This window comes from Paraburkholderia sp. TE9906, from assembly GCF_056279605.1.
In genome coordinates this window covers 63,172-79,840 of the sequence record NZ_JBWCCT010000008.1, presented here as the reverse complement: position 1 = coordinate 79,840, position 16,669 = coordinate 63,172, and the positions used below count along the sequence as shown (strand labels likewise).

14 protein-coding genes and 1 riboswitch are annotated in these 16,669 nt (G+C 63.8%); of the genes, 12 read left to right on the top strand and 2 right to left on the bottom strand.

Translation table 11 applies throughout. The features are described from left to right. Positions 1-275 precede the first annotated feature (275 nt). Positions 276-1,934, top strand: a complete 1,659-nt coding sequence (locus ACZ9H4_RS22290) for a GMC family oxidoreductase (protein ID WP_408323243.1) — start codon at positions 276-278, stop codon at positions 1,932-1,934. Positions 1,935-2,104: 170 nt separating this feature from the next. Further along, complete coding sequence (locus tag ACZ9H4_RS22285; RefSeq protein ID WP_476120902.1) at positions 2,105-3,844, top strand: OmpA family protein; 1,740 nt, start codon at positions 2,105-2,107, stop codon at positions 3,842-3,844. A 27-nt stretch (positions 3,845-3,871) separates the two neighbouring features. Here ACZ9H4_RS22285 and ACZ9H4_RS22280 read toward each other — a convergent pair whose 3' ends face one another. Next, entirely contained in the window at positions 3,872-4,834 is a 963-nt protein-coding gene (locus ACZ9H4_RS22280) for a LysR family transcriptional regulator (RefSeq protein ID WP_408152795.1), read from the bottom strand. Positions 4,835-4,947: 113 nt separating this feature from the next. Here ACZ9H4_RS22280 and ACZ9H4_RS22275 point away from each other — a divergent pair, with 113 nt between their 5' ends. The 6 genes from ACZ9H4_RS22275 to metF all read left to right on the top strand — a co-directional run bounded on the left by ACZ9H4_RS22275 (position 4,948) and on the right by metF (position 10,085). Continuing rightward, positions 4,948-5,412 carry a CidA/LrgA family protein gene (locus ACZ9H4_RS22275; RefSeq protein WP_408152796.1) on the top strand — a complete coding sequence of 155 codons (465 nt, stop codon included), beginning with the start codon at positions 4,948-4,950 and terminating at the stop codon, positions 5,410-5,412. A gap of 37 nt (positions 5,413-5,449) precedes the next feature. After that, on the top strand, positions 5,450-6,172 hold the full coding sequence (locus ACZ9H4_RS22270; RefSeq protein ID WP_408140262.1) for an LrgB family protein: 723 nt from the start codon (positions 5,450-5,452) through the stop codon (positions 6,170-6,172). A gap of 110 nt (positions 6,173-6,282) precedes the next feature. Beyond that, positions 6,283-7,047 (top strand): glycosyltransferase family 2 protein, encoded by a 765-nt coding sequence (locus ACZ9H4_RS22265; protein WP_408323245.1) that lies wholly within the window; start codon positions 6,283-6,285, stop codon positions 7,045-7,047. A gap of 111 nt (positions 7,048-7,158) precedes the next feature. Further along, positions 7,159-7,295, top strand: a riboswitch (S-adenosyl-L-homocysteine riboswitch). Positions 7,296-7,328: 33 nt separating this feature from the next. Then, complete coding sequence (gene ahcY / locus ACZ9H4_RS22260; RefSeq protein WP_408140265.1) at positions 7,329-8,750, top strand: adenosylhomocysteinase; 1,422 nt, start codon at positions 7,329-7,331, stop codon at positions 8,748-8,750. Between the two features lie 139 nt (positions 8,751-8,889). Next, a complete protein-coding gene (locus ACZ9H4_RS22255; protein ID WP_121315967.1) occupies positions 8,890-9,243 on the top strand; it encodes a phage holin family protein in 354 nt (117 codons plus the stop codon). 11 nt (positions 9,244-9,254) lie between these two features. Then, complete coding sequence (metF, locus tag ACZ9H4_RS22250; RefSeq protein ID WP_408140267.1) at positions 9,255-10,085, top strand: methylenetetrahydrofolate reductase [NAD(P)H]; 831 nt, start codon at positions 9,255-9,257, stop codon at positions 10,083-10,085. Positions 10,086-10,142: 57 nt separating this feature from the next. Here the strand turns inward: metF and ACZ9H4_RS22245 are convergent, their stop codons facing one another. After that, positions 10,143-10,775, bottom strand: a complete 633-nt coding sequence (locus ACZ9H4_RS22245) for a class I SAM-dependent methyltransferase (protein WP_408140269.1) — start codon at positions 10,773-10,775, stop codon at positions 10,143-10,145. A 175-nt stretch (positions 10,776-10,950) separates the two neighbouring features. On the opposite strand from ACZ9H4_RS22245, the gene ACZ9H4_RS22240 reads away from it, so the two are divergent. The 4 genes from ACZ9H4_RS22240 (at position 10,951) to ACZ9H4_RS22225 (ending at position 16,669) form a co-directional block, all read left to right on the top strand. Beyond that, positions 10,951-12,594, top strand: a complete 1,644-nt coding sequence (locus ACZ9H4_RS22240; RefSeq protein ID WP_408140271.1) for an ABC transporter substrate-binding protein — start codon at positions 10,951-10,953, stop codon at positions 12,592-12,594. A gap of 195 nt (positions 12,595-12,789) precedes the next feature. Further along, positions 12,790-14,418 carry an ABC transporter substrate-binding protein gene (locus ACZ9H4_RS22235; protein WP_476120898.1) on the top strand — a complete coding sequence of 543 codons (1,629 nt, stop codon included), beginning with the start codon at positions 12,790-12,792 and terminating at the stop codon, positions 14,416-14,418. Positions 14,419-14,568: 150 nt separating this feature from the next. Beyond that, positions 14,569-15,579: an ABC transporter permease subunit gene (locus ACZ9H4_RS22230; protein ID WP_476120896.1), complete on the top strand. Its 1,011-nt coding sequence runs from the start codon at positions 14,569-14,571 to the stop codon at positions 15,577-15,579. Positions 15,580-15,751: 172 nt separating this feature from the next. Next, on the top strand, positions 15,752-16,669 hold the full coding sequence (locus ACZ9H4_RS22225; protein WP_408140276.1) for an ABC transporter permease subunit: 918 nt from the start codon (positions 15,752-15,754) through the stop codon (positions 16,667-16,669).

Genomic DNA, 16,669 nt, shown 5'->3' with positions numbered 1-16,669 from the left:
GGGGCTGCGACGGTGTGCCGTTTAATCGCCGCGTGTCGTGCCGCACGCTGGGCGAGGGCGCCTGCCGCGCACTGTTTGAATGACGTGCGCGGCCGGTTGGCGGGCGTGCGCGCGTCTTTCATCATAGGGGCGCGGCCGCGCTTGCGTTTAGAGGAATCGCTCTGGCGTGAAGCCGCCGCGGCCCCGGCACGCTCCCTACAATGCCGGTGAAACACACGTAGACAAGTGTGCACGAGACAGGGTGCATGAGCAACGCGGCCCATCAGGAGGAGCGGATGCAATACGACTACATCGTTGTCGGCGCGGGCTCGGGGGGATGCGCGCTGGCGAGCCGTCTCGCGGATAGCTGTCCCGATGCGACGATCGCCCTGATCGAAGCCGGTCCGCACACCGACCGCAATCTGTTCGTGAACATGCCGGTCGGCGTGGCGGCCGTGGTGCCCAACAAACTCAAAACCAACTACGGCTATCTGACGACGCCGCAGCCGGGCCTCGGCGGCCGGCAAGGCTATCAGCCGCGCGGGCGCGGCGTCGGCGGATCGAGCGCGATCAATGCGATGATCTACACGCGCGGCCATCCGCTCGATTACGACGAATGGGCGCAGCTCGGTTGCGATGGCTGGTCGTGGGCCGAGGTGCTGCCGTATTTCCGCCGCGCCGAAGGCAACGAGCGCGGCGCCGACGCGTGGCACGGCGACGCCGGCCCGCTCACCGTTTCCGACTTGCGCTACCGCAATCCGTTCTCGACGCGCTTCGTGCAGGCCGCGCTCGAAGCCGGCTACAAACCGAATCTCGATTTCAACGGCGCGGACCAGGAAGGCATCGGCTTCTATCAGGTGACGCAGCGCGACGGCCGCCGCTGCAGCGTCGCGCGCGCTTATATCTACGACCGCGCGCGCCCCAATCTGCATACGATCGCCGACGCGACCGTGCTGCGCGTGACCTTCGACGGCAAACGCGCGAGCGGCGTCGAGATCGTGCGCGGCGGCCACGCCGACACGCTGGAAGCGCGCGCCGAGGTGGTGCTGGCGGCGGGCGCGTTCAATTCGCCGCAACTGCTGATGTGCTCGGGCATCGGGCCGGCGGCGCATCTGCAGTCGCTCGGCATTGCCGTGCTGCACGACGCGCCGGAGGTCGGCCAGAACCTGATCGATCACGTCGATTTCACGATCAACAAGCGGGTTGCGTCGATCGAGCCGACCGGCTTTTCGGTGCGCGGGATTGCGCGGATGCTGCCGCAGTTCGTCACTTTCATGCGCCACGGGCGCGGCATGCTGTCGAGCAACGTCGCCGAGGCGGGCGGTTTTCTGAAGAGCTGGCCGACGCTCACCCGGCCCGATCTGCAACTGCATTTCTGCGCGGCGATCGTCGACGATCACAACCGCCACATGCATTGGGGCCACGGCTACTCGCTGCACGTGTGCGTGTTGCGCCCCCACAGCCGGGGCGCGGTGACGCTCGCGGGTGCCGATGCGCGTACCGCGCCGGTCATCGATCCACGTTTTTTCAGCGACGCGCGCGATCTCGATCTGCTGGTGGACGGCGTGAAGATGGCGCGGCGCATTCTCGATGCGCCGTCGCTCGCGCTGCACGGCGGCGCCGAGTTGTACACGCATGCGCGGCAGTCGGACGCGCAATTGCGCCAAACCATCGCCGGGCACGCGGATACGATCTACCACCCGGTGGCGACCTGCCGGATGGGCGGCGATGCCCGCTCGGTGGTCGATCCGCAACTGCGGGTGCGCGGCGTGAGCGGCTTGCGGATCGTCGATGCCTCGGTGATGCCGACGCTGATCGGCGGCAACACGAATGCGCCGACGGTGATGATCGGCGAGCGCGCGGCCGAGCTGATCACGGCCAGCCGCCGCGATGGTGCGACGAGGCTGAGCACGTCGCTAACGGGCATCGGCGGCGCGGCGGCGCGGGTCGCCTGAGGCTCATCAAAATGCCTCAATCTGTTTTCTTTCCTAGGACAAATTCGGACAACGTCGGTCAATTGTCATAAATTGTCCAGCTTCGATTTTGAGATTCCCCAGCTCCTATAATCGCGCCGCGAAAAAGAGCGCGTCATGTGGCGCGCCCGGAATCTCAAGGAAGCGAAGCGATGAGTCTCAATGTGATTCAGTTGGTTCAGTCCGTGCTGACAGACGATGTCGTGCGGCAACTCGGTGCCCGCCTGGGGCTGCCGGCGGAAACCGCCCGGAAGGCGTTGACTGCCACCGGCCCGGCGCTCGTCGCAGGCCTGATGAACAAGGGTGCGACGCTCGAAGGTGCGCGCTCGCTGTTCACGACGATCCTTTCATCGGAAGTGAACGGGCACATCGCCGAACAGTTGCCGCATCTGCTCGCCAGCACGAGCGGTTTGACCCAGCTGGAAACCGTCGGGCGGCAACTGCTCGAACGCGGGCTCAATCGCCCAGCCGATCTGGTCAGCGACGAGGTCGCCCGGCAAACCGGCGCGCCCGCGCACGCCGCGCATGCGATCACGGGCATTGTGGGCGCAACGCTGTTCGGCGTGCTCAAGCGGCATCTTCTCGACGGCCGGGGCAATGTCGGTGAGTTGCCGGCTCTGCTGAGCCAGCAACTTCCCGTCATCACGCCGTATCTGAACGACCACCTGCTAGGCGCGCTGGGCGTGGGCGGCCTGAGCGCGTTCGCCGGCAGCATCCTGTCGCAACTCAAGGCGGTATCGGCGCATATCGACCAGCCGACACCGGCCGGCAAGCCGGTGCCGGAAATGCTGGCGCCGATCCAGGTACCTGCGGACGCGGTGATGCGCGAAGAGCGCCGGTCGCACGCGTGGCTCTGGTGGCTGCTGGCGGCCGTCGCGGCCGTGCTGGCTTTTCTGTTTTTGCGCGGCTGCCACGGCGAGTCAGGCGGCGAGGCACTCTTCGCAACTAGCGGTGCGCAAACCGCTGTCGCTGTGCAGCCCGCTTCCGCAGCGGGTGTAGCGTCGGCGACGGCAGCCGCCGCCACGGCAGCGAGCAGCGATGTCGCCGCGTCGACGGTTGAAGCCAGCGCCGCCAGTGCGCCAGCCGCCGCGGCAGAGCCGGCCAAAGACAGCCAGTTCGCCTTTACCGTCAATGCCGCAGGCAAGCCGACGCTCACCGCCACGCTCGGCAGCGAAGCGCAAAAGACGCAGTTGATCGACCAACTGACGAAGCGTCTCGGCGTCGCCAACTTCGCCCAGAACATCACGGTCGATCCGCAAGTGAAGCCCGCCGACTGGCTCGCGCATCTCGACGGCCTGTTGCCGCTGATGTCTCTGCCGGGCGCGGAAGTGAAAGTGGACGGCACACGCGTCGAACTGAGCGGCAGTGCGACCGACGCGAAGCTCGGCTGGCTCGACAAGTTGAAGTCGCTGTTCGGCGCGTCGTATCAGATCGGATCATTCGATGTCGCGCACGCCGTCGCCGACGCCACCGAAAACTTCCGCAGCGCGGTCAAGGGTCTGTTCACGCCCGACAGCACGTGCGTGGCGGCGGACATCGTCAAGGTGCTGAATCTGCAGGTGATCAACTTCGCGAGCGCGAGCGCCCGTGTGCCGGCCTCGGCAGTGGAAGACCTGAACCAGTCGGCGCGGGGGCTGAACGCCTGTGCGCACAACGGCAAGTCGGTGCGGCTCGAAGTGGCCGGCTATTCGGACAACGTCGGCGACGCGCAAGCCAATCTGCAACTGTCGAAGAAGCGCGCCGAGGCGGTTCGCGCGTATCTCGTCAACGCAGGCGTGCCGGCCGACTCGCTGATCGCGCAAGGTTACGGCGATGCGAATCCGGTCACGAGCAACGACACGGCGGGCGGGCGCTTCACCAACCGCCGCATCGAGTTCGTCGCGCAGCAGTAATTTCCCGGGGCACGCGCGGGCATTCCGTCATTCGGCGGGCGGAGTCCGCGTCGGCGCGGCGATGCCCGTCATGCCGATGCCCGGACCCAGCATGAAATCGTCGCCGGCCTGGCCGGGCAACGCCTCGCGCGCGACGTCGAGCCATGCGCGCGCGGCATGCGACAGATAACCGTTGCGTCGCCAGCCGATCGCCATTTCCCACCGAATCTCCGGGTCGACCACCGGTAGACAGGTGAACTGCGCCGGGTCGAGCCGGCGGCAATACGGCGCCGGCAGCAACGCGATGCCGACGCCGGCCAGCACTAGCGCCGCCATGAAATCCCAATGCCCGCTTCGCCCGACGATGGTCGGCGCAAACCCCGCCGTGCGGCACGCGTTCAGCACCACGTCGTTGAGCGCGAGGCTCTCGCCGTAGAACACGAACGGTTCGTTGGCGAGTTGCGCGAGCGGCACCTCGTGCAAGTGATCCCAGGGCGAGCCGGTACGCGCGACGAGCCAGAGCAGTTGGCGCGTCATCGGCAGCACCTCGATGTTCTCCGGGTCGACCGGTTGCAGCACACCGCCCAGCTCCAGCTCGCCGTTGATCAGCGCCGCTTCGATGGCGCGCGAACCCTGCTCGAAAAGCTTCAGCTCGATCTTCGGATAACGCTGGCGGAACGCGGCAATGGCCGGCGTGAAAAGCGAACCGCCCATCGGCGGAATGCCGATGGTGAGTTCGCCGCGGCCGAGCGTGTCGAGATCGTTCAGTTCGGCCTGCAATTGCGCGTGCGCCGCCAGCACGTCCTGACCGCGCTGGTAGACGATGCGGCCGGCATCGGTCAGCACCATCTGACGGCCGTCGCGTAGCAATAGCGGCGAGCCGATCTCGTCCTCCAGCGACTTGACCATCTTGCTGATGGTCGGCTGCGTGACGAACATCTGCTCGGCCGCGACGGTGAAACTCTTTTGACGAACCACTTCGACGAAATACCGCAGCGCACGTAGTTCCACGATCCCGGCCTCCGGAATTCCAAATTGGAATGATTTGAATGATTGTAAGTCATTATATTTATGCTGCGGTGCAACCTATACTGGCTTTCATTCGAAGTCACCCAGGGATTGCCATGACGACGCCCGTTCCCGCTGATATCGCCCGTGCCTACGCTCGCCGCGCCAGCGGTGCGCTGCGCGTCGCGCGGATCGTCGTGCAAAGCGCCGCGCTGGCGGGTCTGTGGGTCGTCGCCGATTTCGCCGTGCGCATGCTCCATCTGCCGGTGCCGGGCGGTGTGGTCGGCCTGGTCGCGTTGCTCGCGCTGCTGTTCTGCGGCGGTATCGCACCGCGCTGGATCAAGGCCGGCGCGGACTGGCTGCTGTCCGACATGCTGTTGTTCTTCATTCCGGCCGCGGTTGCCGCCGTGCAGTACGGCGGCCTGTTCCGCGAGGACGGCTGGCGTCTCGCGCTGGTGGTGGTCGGCGGCACGCTGATGGTGATGATCGCGGTGGCCTTCGCGGTCGAGCAGGCCGCCCGTCTCGAGCGGCGCCTCGCGCTGCGCCGCGTGATGGTCGCGCGGCACGCGGCGCGCGCCTGAGTTTTCCTGATCTGCCATTTCTGCCCAAGGCGCCTCGATGAGCACGCTCTATTCGTCCCTGTTCGCCGACGATGCCTCGCGTCTGATCGCAGCCGGCTGTTTCGTGCTGACGGTGGCGCTGTATTTTGCGTCCAAGGCGCTGTACGCGCGCTTCAGATCACCGTGGCTGACGCCGCTGCTGGCGGTGCCGGCCGTGCTCGCGGCGATTGTCGTGCTCGCGCACATTCCGTATGCCGTCTACTTCCAGGACACGCGCTGGCTGATGTGGCTGCTCGGGCCCGCGACGGTCGCGTTTGCGGTACCCATCTACGAATACCGTGAATTGCTGAAGCGGCACTGGATTTCGCTGACGGTCGGCGTGACGGTGGGGATCGTCGTGGCCGTTGGCGGCTCGTTGATGCTCGCGAAGCTGCTGCATCTGTCGCCGGAGCTGCAACGCAGCCTGATGACCCGCTCGGTGTCGACGCCGTTCGCGCTCGCTGTCTCCGACCGGATTCACGCGCCGCGGGATCTCACCGCGCTCTTCGTGATCGCCACGGGTGTCTGCGGGATGCTCTTCGGCGAACTCGTGCTGGGCCTCGTGCCGCTGCGCACGCGGCTCGCGCGCGGTGCGCTGTTCGGTGCGGCGGCCCACGGCGTGGGCACCGCCAAGGCGCGCGAACTCGGTAGCGAAGAGGGCGTGGTCGCCAGTCTGACCATGATGATCGCCGGTGTCGTGATGGTGCTGCTCGCGCCGATGCTGGGGCTGCTGCCGATTTGAGGCTGCGGCCCGTCGCTCAGGTCGTCAAGCCGCGGCGTTTTCAAGATGGACGCCGCGAGAAGCCGGATAACATCGACGGCTTTCCACCGTCGACCCGCCCGCTTCAACTCATGACGCCCATCTCGATCCTCATTCCCTGCTACAACGGCGCGGCCACGCTCGCTCGCGCTTTGCAAAGCTGCCTGATCCAACCTGAAGCGGCGCAAATCGTCGTGGTGGACGACGGTTCGACCGATGCGTCCGTGGAGATCGTCGCTCATTACGGCCGCCTCGATCCGCGTGTGGGTCTGTTGCGCATGCCGTATAACGGCGGCGCCGCGCGGGCGCGCAACTGGGGTGCGCTGCACGCCGCGCACGATCTGCTCGCCTTCCTCGACGCCGACGACGAATACCTGCCCGGCGCATTGAGCGCCGCAAGCGCGTTCCTCGCGCAAAATCCGGCGGAAGTCTCAGTGCGGCTCGACGTCGAGTACACGGATTTTCCCGTCGAACTCACCGCGCATCCCGACTTCGCGGCACATGCGCAGACGCTCAGCAATACGGTGCCGAGCAGCCTGATCATCCGCCGTGCGGTGTACGCGGCGCTCGGCGGCTTCCCGATGGACGATGCGTTTCGACGCCTGGGCGGCGAAGACGGCGCATTTTCGTGGGCGCTGCGCGAGATTTTCGGCAACCCGCGTCTCGACGACGTGAAGCGCGTGCGCATGCATTACCACGCAGGCATCCATGCCGAACGCTACTTCCGCGTCGCGCTGGGGCTGCAGATTCCAGCCGAGGCCGATATCGCCGATGCGTTCCGCTTCTCCCGGCAGTTCCTCGACACCGCTCGCGAGGGCGTCGGGCGCTTGCGCGCGGCGCGCGTAATCGAACGCTGACGCCTGTCACGCGGGCCTCTTCGCCACGCTCCACACCCCAACCCGCCCCGCCGCAATCCACCCCGCGCCCGCACGCCCCGAAGCCATCTCGATTTGCTACAATCGCCGTTCGTCTTCGAGGAGCGTTGCGACGGGTACCGCGAATCAGCATATTCGCCGGCCGCCCGCCAGGCTCGAAGGCTTCAATCGGAGGGCTCGGATGCGCATCGCGCTGTCCTATCCGCCGCATCGAACCGCGCTCACGTCAAATTTCTAGTCAATTTCTTAGAAAGGAGGGCGTGATGAACGCCGCAGTTATCGATTCGCAAGCTTCCAAAGATTTCATCGTTGCCGACATGTCGCTTGCCGACTGGGGTCGCAAGGAACTCACCATTGCCGAGACGGAAATGCCCGGTCTCATGCAAACGCGTGAAGAGTACAAGGCGCAGCAGCCGCTGAAGGGCGCGCGCGTCGCAGGTTCGCTGCACATGACGATCCAGACCGGCGTACTGATCGAGACGCTCACCGCGCTCGGCGCCGACGTCCGCTGGGCATCGTGCAACATCTTCTCGACCCAGGATCACGCCGCTGCGGCCATCGCGCAAGCCGGCACGCCGGTGTTCGCGTTCAAGGGCGAATCGCTCGACGAATACTGGGAATTCTCGCACCGCATCTTCGAATGGCCGAATGGCGAATTCGCCAACATGATCCTCGACGACGGCGGCGACGCCACGTTGCTGCTGATCCTCGGCTCGAAGGCCGAGAAAGACCGTTCGGTCATCTCGAAGCCGACCAACGAAGAAGAAGTTGCGCTGTACAAGTCGATCGCGAAGCACCTCGACGCGGACCCGACCTGGTACTCGACGCGTCTGTCGCACATCCAGGGCGTGACGGAAGAAACCACGACCGGCGTGCACCGTCTGTATCAGATGGAAAAGGAAGGCCGCCTGCCGTTCCCGGCGATCAACGTCAACGACTCGGTCACCAAGTCGAAGTTCGACAACCTGTATGGCTGCCGTGAGTCGCTGGTCGACGGCATCAAGCGCGCGACCGACGTGATGATCGCGGGCAAGATCGCCGTGGTCGCCGGTTACGGCGACGTGGGCAAGGGCTGCGCGCAATCGCTGCGCGGTCTGGGCGCGACCGTGTGGGTCACCGAAATCGATCCGATCTGCGCGCTGCAGGCGGCGATGGAAGGCTACCGCGTCGTGACGATGGAATACGCCGCCGACAAGGCCGACATCTTCGTGACGGCCACCGGCAACTACCACGTGATCGGCCACGACCACATGAAGGCGATGCGTCACAACGCGATCGTCTGCAACATCGGTCACTTCGATTCGGAAATCGATGTCGCGTCGACCCGTCAGTACCAGTGGGACAACATCAAGCCGCAAGTCGACCACATCATTTTCCCGGACGGCAAGCGCGTGATTCTGCTGGCTGAAGGCCGCCTCGTGAACCTGGGTTGCGCGACGGGCCACCCGTCGTTCGTGATGTCGAACTCGTTCACGAACCAGACGCTCGCGCAGATCGAACTGTTCACGCAGGGCAAGAAGTACGAGAACAAGGTGTACGTGCTGCCGAAGCATCTGGACGAGAAGGTCGCCCGTCTGCATCTGGCGCGCATCGGCGCGACCCTGACCGTGCTGTCCGACGATCAGGCCGGCTATATCGGCGTCGACAAGAACGGCCCGTTCAAGCCGAACCACTACCGTTATTAAGCACGCGGGCGGGTTTCGCATGACGGTTTGAAGACAGGGCGGCGCGTAATGCGCCGCTTTGTTCGCCATGCCCCGCCTTTTTCCGTGCTTCTTCCGTGCTTCTTCCGTTAATGGACATCCTGCCGACAAGGAGCTCTACATGACCGTGCTGTTGACCTGGCTGATCAACGCGCTTGCGCTGCTGATCATCACCTATCTCGTTCCGTCGATCCATATCCGCAGCTTCGGCACCGCTTTGCTGGTCGCGGTGGTGCTCGGGTTGATCAACACGATCCTGCGCCCGGTGCTGATCCTGCTGACGCTGCCCGTCACGATTCTCACGCTCGGACTCTTCATCCTGGTGGTCAATGCGCTGTGCTTCTGGCTGTGCGCGTCGCTGCTGAAGGGCTTCGAAGTGTCGGGATTCTGGTCGGCGTTCTTCGGCTCGATTCTGTACAGCATTGTTTCGTGGCTGCTGTCCGCGCTCATTTTCGGCAACCGCAGCTTAGGTTGACTTACTGAATCATGAACCCGATCGAACTTTCATTCGAATTCTTCCCGCCGAAAACGCAGGAAGGCGTCGACAAGCTGCGCGCCACGCGCGCACAACTCGCGTCGCTCAAGCCCAAGTTCGTGTCCGTCACGTTCGGCGCCGGCGGCTCGACGCAACAGGGCACGCTCGATACCGTCGTCGACATGGCGAAGGAAGGGCTCGAGGCGGCGCCGCACGTGTCGTGCATCGGCTCGTCGAAAGAGAGCCTTCGCGCGATCCTCAACGAGTACCGCGCGCATGGCATTCGCCACATCGTCGCGCTGCGCGGCGATCTGCCGTCCGGCATGGGCGAGGTAGGCGAACTGCGCTACGCGTCGGAACTGGTGAGCTTCATCCGCGCCGAGTTCGGCGACTGGTTCTGGATCGAGGTGGCCGGTTATCCGGAATACCATCCGCAGTCGCGCTCGCCGCGTCACGATCTGGAAAACTTCGCGAACAAGGTAAAGGCGGGCGCGAATTCGGCGATCACGCAGTACTTCTTCAACGCCGACGCATATTTCCGTTTCGTCGACGACGCGCGCAAGCTCGGCGTCGATGTGCCGATCGTGCCGGGCATCATGCCGATCACGAACTTCTCGCAGCTGATGCGCTTCTCCGAAATGTGCGGCGCCGAAGTGCCACGCTGGGTCGCGCGCCGGCTGGAGAGCTTCGGCGACGACCGCGAGTCGATTCGCGCGTTCGGGCTCGATGTGGTAACGGACCTGTGCCAACGGCTGATCGACGCGAAGGTGCCGGGGCTGCATTTCTATACGCTGAACGGCGCCGCGGCGACCAAGGCGATCTGCGAACGGCTCGGCGCGTAATCAAGCGCTCAAGCAGCAGGCAATAAGCAATCCGCGCGGCTGCAACGGCCGCGCGGACTAGTCCGACACCTTCCGCACATAGAGCTGATACAACGGCGCGGACAGTAGCTCCAGCTTGCGAAAGTTCAGATTGACGAACGCGTCGATCGCGGGCTTCGGGCAACGCAGCGGGTCTTTCCCTGACGGCAACTGCTCCGACCACAGGTAGTCGTCGAACACGATAACGCCGCCCACTTTCAACAGCCTGAAGCCAAGCACGGCATCGGCCAGCACGTCGGCCGCCTGGTGCGACCCGTCGACATACACGAAGTCGAAGTAACCCTTCCTGCCCGCGGCGATCAAACGCGCGAGGCATTCGTCCGAATACCCCTTGTGTACCGTGAGCTGCGCGCGACCCGGATATTTGCCGGCCGCGAGCGTCACGTTGTGATGAAAGCGCGCCTCGACCGCGCTCATGTCGGCTGGCGCGACGCCGCCCGCCTGGTGTTCGATGCCGCCTTCCCAGCTATCGATGCAATGCAGTTCGATGGGCTGGCGAGGCGCCAGCGTGTCGATCAGATAGCAGGCGCTCGCGCCTTCGTACGAACCGATTTCGAGAATCCTCGCGGGCGCATGGTGCGTCATCAACTGATCCCACACGCCTTTGGCGAGGGCGTCGAACCAGTTGTTGGTGAATTGGTACGAGGTCATGAATCCAATTAAAGAGTCGCCTAAATCGGCCATTATCCCGCGCCGGTTATTTCAAAAAAGATCGCCGCGCACATACGGCTGCGCTGCGCGCGACGTGGTAAGTCCCTGTTGAAGCTCATTTTTGTGCTGTCTATGATCGAAGCGCAGCTGACCCGGCTGCTGTGCGGAGGACGATATGACAGTGTCACAGAGGCTGTTTGCGCTTCACCAGTTCTGCCTGCCCGCTCTTGCCGCTTTCGCGGTCGCCGCGAGCGGCATGGCGCCCGTCGCGTCGCACGCGGCCACGCTGCCCGACAAGACCCTCGTGTTCTGCTCCGAAGGCAGCCCGGCGGGCTTCGACACCGCGCAATACACGACGAGCGTCGAATTCAGCGCGGGTTCGTACACGGTCTACAACCGGCTGATCGAGTTCGCGCACGGCAGCACCGATATCGAACCGGGCCTCGCCGAAACATGGGAGGTGTCGCCGGACGGCCTGACCTATACGTTCCATCTGCGCCACGGCGTGAAATTCCAGACGACGTCGTTCTTCAAGCCGACGCGCGAATTCAACGCCGACGATGTCGTCTTCACCTACGAGCGAATGCTTGATCCCGATCAGCCATTCCGCAAGGCGTACGCGGTGCCGTTTCCGTATTTCACCGATTTAGGCCTGGCGAAAAACATCACGAAGATCGAGAAGGTCGATCCCTACACGGTGCGCTTCACGTTGAAGGAAGTCGATGCGCCGTTCCTGCAGCAAATCGCGATGCCATTCGCGTCGATCCTGTCGGCGGAATATGCGGATCAACTATTGAAGGCGGGTAAAGCGTCCGATATCAATCAATATCCGGTCGGCACCGGCCCATTCATTTTCCGCAGCTATACGAAGGACGACACGATTCGCTTCGACGGTAATCCCGACTACTGGAAGCCGGGCGTGGTCAAAGTCAGCAAACTCATATTCGCGATTACCGTCGATCCTGCGGTGCGTCTGCAAAAGTTGAAACGCGGCGAATGCCAGGTGATGGCGTATCCGCGGCCCGCCGATATTCCGGCGGTTAAAGCCGACCCATCGCTTGCGATGCCGAACGAGGTGGGCTTCAACCTCGGCTATATCGCGTACAACACCACGAAAAAACCGCTCGACAACGTGCTGGTGCGCCGCGCGCTCGATATGGCAATTCACAAGAAAGCGATTATCGAGTCGGTCTACCAGGGCGCCGGGCAGCCGGCGACCAACCCGATGCCGCCGACGCAGTGGGGCTACGACAAGAACCTGAAAGACGCGCCATACGACGTCGAAAAAGCGAAAGCGCTGCTGAAACAGGCGGGTTATCCCGACGGCTTCGACCTCACGCTGTGGGCGATGCCGGTGCAACGGCCGTATAACCCGAACGCGCGGCTGATGGCGGAAATGCTGCAAGCCGATTGGGCGAAGATCGGCGTCAAGGTGAAAATCGGCACCTATGAATGGGGTGAGTACATTCGCCGCGGTCATCAGGGCGAGCATGAGGCGATGCTGATCGGCTGGACCGGCGATTATGGCGATCCGGATAACTGGCTTGCCGTATTGCTGGGCTGCGACGCGGTGAATGGCAGTAACTTTGCCAAATGGTGCTACAAGCCTTACGACGATCTGATCAAGAAAGGCCGTGGCACCACCGATATGGCGGAGCGCACTAAAGCCTATATGCAGGCCCAGGAAATCTTCAAAGACCAGGTGCCGTTTACGCCGATTGCCCATTCCACGGTCTATCAGCCGATCAGCAAGAACGTGGTGGGTTTCAAGATCGACCCGTTCGGCCCGACGCAATTCATGAACGTCGGCCTCAAATAAGCACGGCAGGCGGTCTTTCTGCCGCGCTTGCCCGCTGATGCCGCACGATCCGGCCCTCGCCGGCGTGCGGCTGTCTCTTTGCACGAAGTGTTTCCGATCGCCGACAGGGGGAATTTCCTCCGCTTGTTGCCGCAAGCCAAGCTCAAGTAATATCGCGCTACGCTGGCGGGAGCCGGCCCTGAACCTGGAGGAAACATGAAGCAAAACAACCTGTTGCGCGCCGCGCGTGTTACGACGCTCGTCGCTGCTGCAGCGGCATCGCTGGTGGGTGCGAACAACGCGCGCGCCGAGATTCCGAACAAAACGCTCGTCTACTGCTCGGAAGGCAGCCCCGCGGGTTTCGATCCCGCTCAATACACGACGGGTGTCGACTTCACGGCCAACACGTTCACCGTTTATAACCGTCTCGTCGAATTCGAACGCGGCGGCACCAAGGTCGAACCGGGTCTCGCGGAGAAGTGGGATGTGTCGGCGGACGGCAAGACCTATACGTTCCATCTGCGTCACGGCGTCAAATTCCAGACCACGTCGTTCTTCAAACCGACGCGCGAATTCAACGCCGACGACGTCGTGTTCACGTTCCAGCGCATGCTGGACACGAATCAGCCGTTCCGCAAGGCTTATCCGGTGCAGTTCCCGTACTTCACCGACATGGGCCTCGACAAGCTGATCACCGGCGTCGAAAAGGTCGATCCGTACACGGTCAAGTTCACGCTGAAGGAAGTCAACGCGCCGTTCATCCAGAATCTGGCGATGGAATACGCGTCGGTTCTGTCGGCGGAATACGCGGATCAACTGCTGAAGGCCGGCAAGGCGGCCGACATCAACCAGTTCCCGGTCGGCACGGGCCCGTTCATTTTCCGCAGCTACACGAAGGACGCGACGATCCGCTTCGACGGCAATCCTGAATACTGGAAGCCGAACGCGGTGAAGATCTCGAAGCTGATCTTCTCGATCACGCCGGACGCCGGCGTGCGCGTGCAGAAGATCAAGCGCGACGAATGCCAGGTGATGAGCTATCCGCGTCCGGCCGACATCGCGCCGCTCAAGGGCGAGCCGAACATCGACATGCCGTCGCAGCCGGGCTTCAACCTCGGCTACCTCGCGTACAACGTGACGCACAAGCCGGTCGACAAGGTCGAAGTGCGCCAGGCGCTCGACATGGCGATCAACAAGAAGGCGATTATCGAATCGGTGTACCAGGGCGCGGGTCAGCTGGCCACGAATCCGATGCCGCCGACCCAGTGGTCGTTCTACAAGGATCTGAAGGCCGCGCCTTACGATCCGACCCAGGCCAAGGCCCTGCTCGCCAAGGCCGGCTATCCGAACGGTTTCGACCTCACGCTGTGGGCGATGCCCGTGCAGCGCGCGTACAACCCGAACGCCCGTCTGATGGCGGAAATGATCCAGGCCGACTGGGCCAAGATCGGCGTGAAGGCGAAGATCGTCACGTATGAATGGGGCGAGTACATCAAGCGCGCGCACGCAGGCGAGGACGACACGATGCTGATCGGCTGGACCGGCGACAACGGCGATCCGGACAACTGGCTCGGCACGCTGCTCGGCTGCGAGGCGGTCAACGGCAACAACTTCTCGAAGTGGTGCTACAAGCCGTTCGACGATCTGATCCAGAAGGGCCGCGTGACGTCCGATGTGGCCGCGCGCACCAAGGCTTACGTGGAGGCGCAGCGGATCTTCGCGCAACAACTGCCGTTCTCGCCGATCGCTCACTCCACGGTCTACCAGCCGGTCAGCAAGAAGGTGGTCGACATGCGCATCGAACCGCTCGGCTACGCGCGCTTCGACGGCGTGAGCGTCAAGTAAGCTGGGGCGTCAGCCTGCAAGCAAGTCGTAAATTTCGCGCAGTACGCTTTTCGCACGGTTAGAAAACTGGTCGAAATGGTCCGGCGACCGGGGTCACAAGCCCTCGTCGCCGGTTGCGTTTTTTCTTCATCAAGACCATAGGGACGAACCATGTTCCGCTTTGTTTTGCGCCGCATTGGCATGGTGATACCGACGTTCATCGGCATTACGATCCTCGCGTTCGCGCTGATTCACCTGATACCGGGCGACCCCATCGAAGTGATGATGGGCGAGCGCGGCGTCGATCCCGCGATGCACGCCGCAGCGATGCACCGCCTCGGGCTCGACGAACCTCTGCCGATGCAGTACGTCCATTACATTGGCCGCGCCCTGCACGGTGATCTCGGCACCTCGATCATCACCAACACCAGCGTGATGGGCGAATTCCTCGCACGCTTTCCCGCTACCGTCGAACTGTCGATCTGCGCGATGGTGTTCGCGCTGATCGTCGGTCTCCCGGCGGGCGTGTTCGCCGCGCTCCGGCGCGGCACGGTGGTCGATCACGGCGTGATGGGCACCGCGCTCACCGGCTACTCGATGCCGATCTTCTGGTGGGGCTTGATCCTCATCATGGTGTTCTCGGTGAAGCTCGGCTGGACGCCGGTGTCGGGCCGCATCGCGGTCGAATACGACATTCCGCACGTGACCGGCTTCATGCTGATCGACGCGATGATGTCCACCGACGAAGGCGCGTTCAAATCCGCGCTGAGCCATCTGATTCTGCCTGCCATCGTGCTCGGCACGATTCCTTTGGCGGTCGTCGCGCGGATGACGCGTTCGTCGATGCTCGAAGTGCTGCGCGAGGATTACATCCGCACCGCGCGCGCGAAGGGCTTGTCGCCTGGGCGCGTGATCGTCGTGCATGCGTTGCGCAATGCGCTGATTCCCGTCGTGACGGTGATCGGCTTGCAGGTCGGCACGCTGCTCGCGGGCGCGGTGCTGACCGAGACGTTGTTCTCGTGGCCCGGTATCGGCAAATGGCTGATCGACGCGATCGGCCGGCGCGACTATCCGGTCGTGCAGGGCGGTATCCTGATGATCGCCACGCTGGTGATCGTCGTGAACCTCGTCGTCGATCTGTTGTACGGCGTGCTCAACCCACGCATCCGCCATACGAGGTGAAATATGAACCCCCACGCTCACTCACGTTCGCTGCCCCCCGCGGGGGCGCATGCCTCCCTTGAGGCGGCTCTGCGGGAGGCATGAATATGAACCCCCACGCTCACTCACGTTCGCTGCCCCCCGCGGGGGCGCATGCCTCCCTTGAGGCGGCTCTGCGGGAGGCATGACGACCATGGCAGACATACAAAATACAGTCCCCCAGGCAGTGACGCCGCCCAGCGGCCGCGCCATCGCGGCCCGTGAATTCTGGGCCAACTTCTCGCGTAATCGCGGCGCGGTCGGCGCCGGCGTCATCGTGCTGGTGTTGATCTTCGTCGCGATCTTCGCGCCGTTGATCGCGCCGCACAGCCCGATCGAGCAATACCGCGACTTCGTGAAGATTCCGCCCGCATGGCTCGACGGCGGCAACTGGAAGTTCATTCTCGGCACCGACGAAGCGGGCCGCGACATCCTCTCGCGTCTGATGTACGGCGCACGGCTGTCGTTCTGGATCGGCTTCGTGTCGGTGGTGCTCGCGCTGATTCCGGGCATCGTGCTTGGCCTGATCGCCGCGTTCTTCGAGAAGTGGGCCGACACGCCGATCATGCGCATCATGGACGTGCTGCTCGCATTGCCGTCGCTGCTGCTCGCGGTCGCGGTGGTGGCGATCATCGGCCCCGGTCTCGTCAACACGATGCTCGCGATCGCGATCGTCGCGCTGCCGGGCTACGTGCGCTTGACGCGCGCATCGGCGCAGGGCGAGTTGCAGAAGGAGTACGTGACGGCTTCGCGCGTAGCGGGCGCCGGCACCTTGCGGCTGATGTTCTCGCAAGTGCTGCCGAACTGCACCGCGCCGCTGATCGTGCAAGCCACGCTCGGTTTTTCCTCGGCGATTCTCGATGCTGCCGCGCTCGGCTTTCTCGGGCTCGGCGTGCAGCCGCCGTCGGCGGAGTGGGGCGCGATGCTGGCCTCGGCGCGCGATTACATCGACAGCGCCTGGTGGATCGTCACCATGCCGGGTCTGTCCATCCTGATCTCGGTGCTCGCGATCAATCTGCTCGGCGACGGGCTGCGCGACGCACTCGATCCCAAACTGAAACGGATGGCATGA

What these genes read in the sequence shown, in the direction of transcription:
- ACZ9H4_RS22290 (WP_408323243.1), top strand. Translation starts at nt 276, where the DNA reads ATGCAATACGACTACATCGTTGTCGGCGCGGGCTCGGGGGGATGCGCG.
- ACZ9H4_RS22285 (WP_476120902.1), top strand. Translation starts at nt 2,105, where the DNA reads ATGAGTCTCAATGTGATTCAGTTGGTTCAGTCCGTGCTGACAGACGAT.
- ACZ9H4_RS22275 (WP_408152796.1), top strand. Translation starts at nt 4,948, where the DNA reads ATGACGACGCCCGTTCCCGCTGATATCGCCCGTGCCTACGCTCGCCGC.
- ACZ9H4_RS22270 (WP_408140262.1), top strand. Translation starts at nt 5,450, where the DNA reads ATGAGCACGCTCTATTCGTCCCTGTTCGCCGACGATGCCTCGCGTCTG.
- ACZ9H4_RS22265 (WP_408323245.1), top strand. Translation starts at nt 6,283, where the DNA reads ATGACGCCCATCTCGATCCTCATTCCCTGCTACAACGGCGCGGCCACG.
- ahcY (WP_408140265.1), top strand. Translation starts at nt 7,329, where the DNA reads ATGAACGCCGCAGTTATCGATTCGCAAGCTTCCAAAGATTTCATCGTT.
- ACZ9H4_RS22255 (WP_121315967.1), top strand. Translation starts at nt 8,890, where the DNA reads ATGACCGTGCTGTTGACCTGGCTGATCAACGCGCTTGCGCTGCTGATC.
- metF (WP_408140267.1), top strand. Translation starts at nt 9,255, where the DNA reads ATGAACCCGATCGAACTTTCATTCGAATTCTTCCCGCCGAAAACGCAG.
- ACZ9H4_RS22245 (WP_408140269.1), bottom strand. Translation starts at nt 10,775, where the DNA reads ATGACCTCGTACCAATTCACCAACAACTGGTTCGACGCCCTCGCCAAA.
- ACZ9H4_RS22240 (WP_408140271.1), top strand. Translation starts at nt 10,951, where the DNA reads ATGACAGTGTCACAGAGGCTGTTTGCGCTTCACCAGTTCTGCCTGCCC.
- ACZ9H4_RS22235 (WP_476120898.1), top strand. Translation starts at nt 12,790, where the DNA reads ATGAAGCAAAACAACCTGTTGCGCGCCGCGCGTGTTACGACGCTCGTC.
- ACZ9H4_RS22230 (WP_476120896.1), top strand. Translation starts at nt 14,569, where the DNA reads ATGTTCCGCTTTGTTTTGCGCCGCATTGGCATGGTGATACCGACGTTC.
- ACZ9H4_RS22225 (WP_408140276.1), top strand. Translation starts at nt 15,752, where the DNA reads ATGGCAGACATACAAAATACAGTCCCCCAGGCAGTGACGCCGCCCAGC.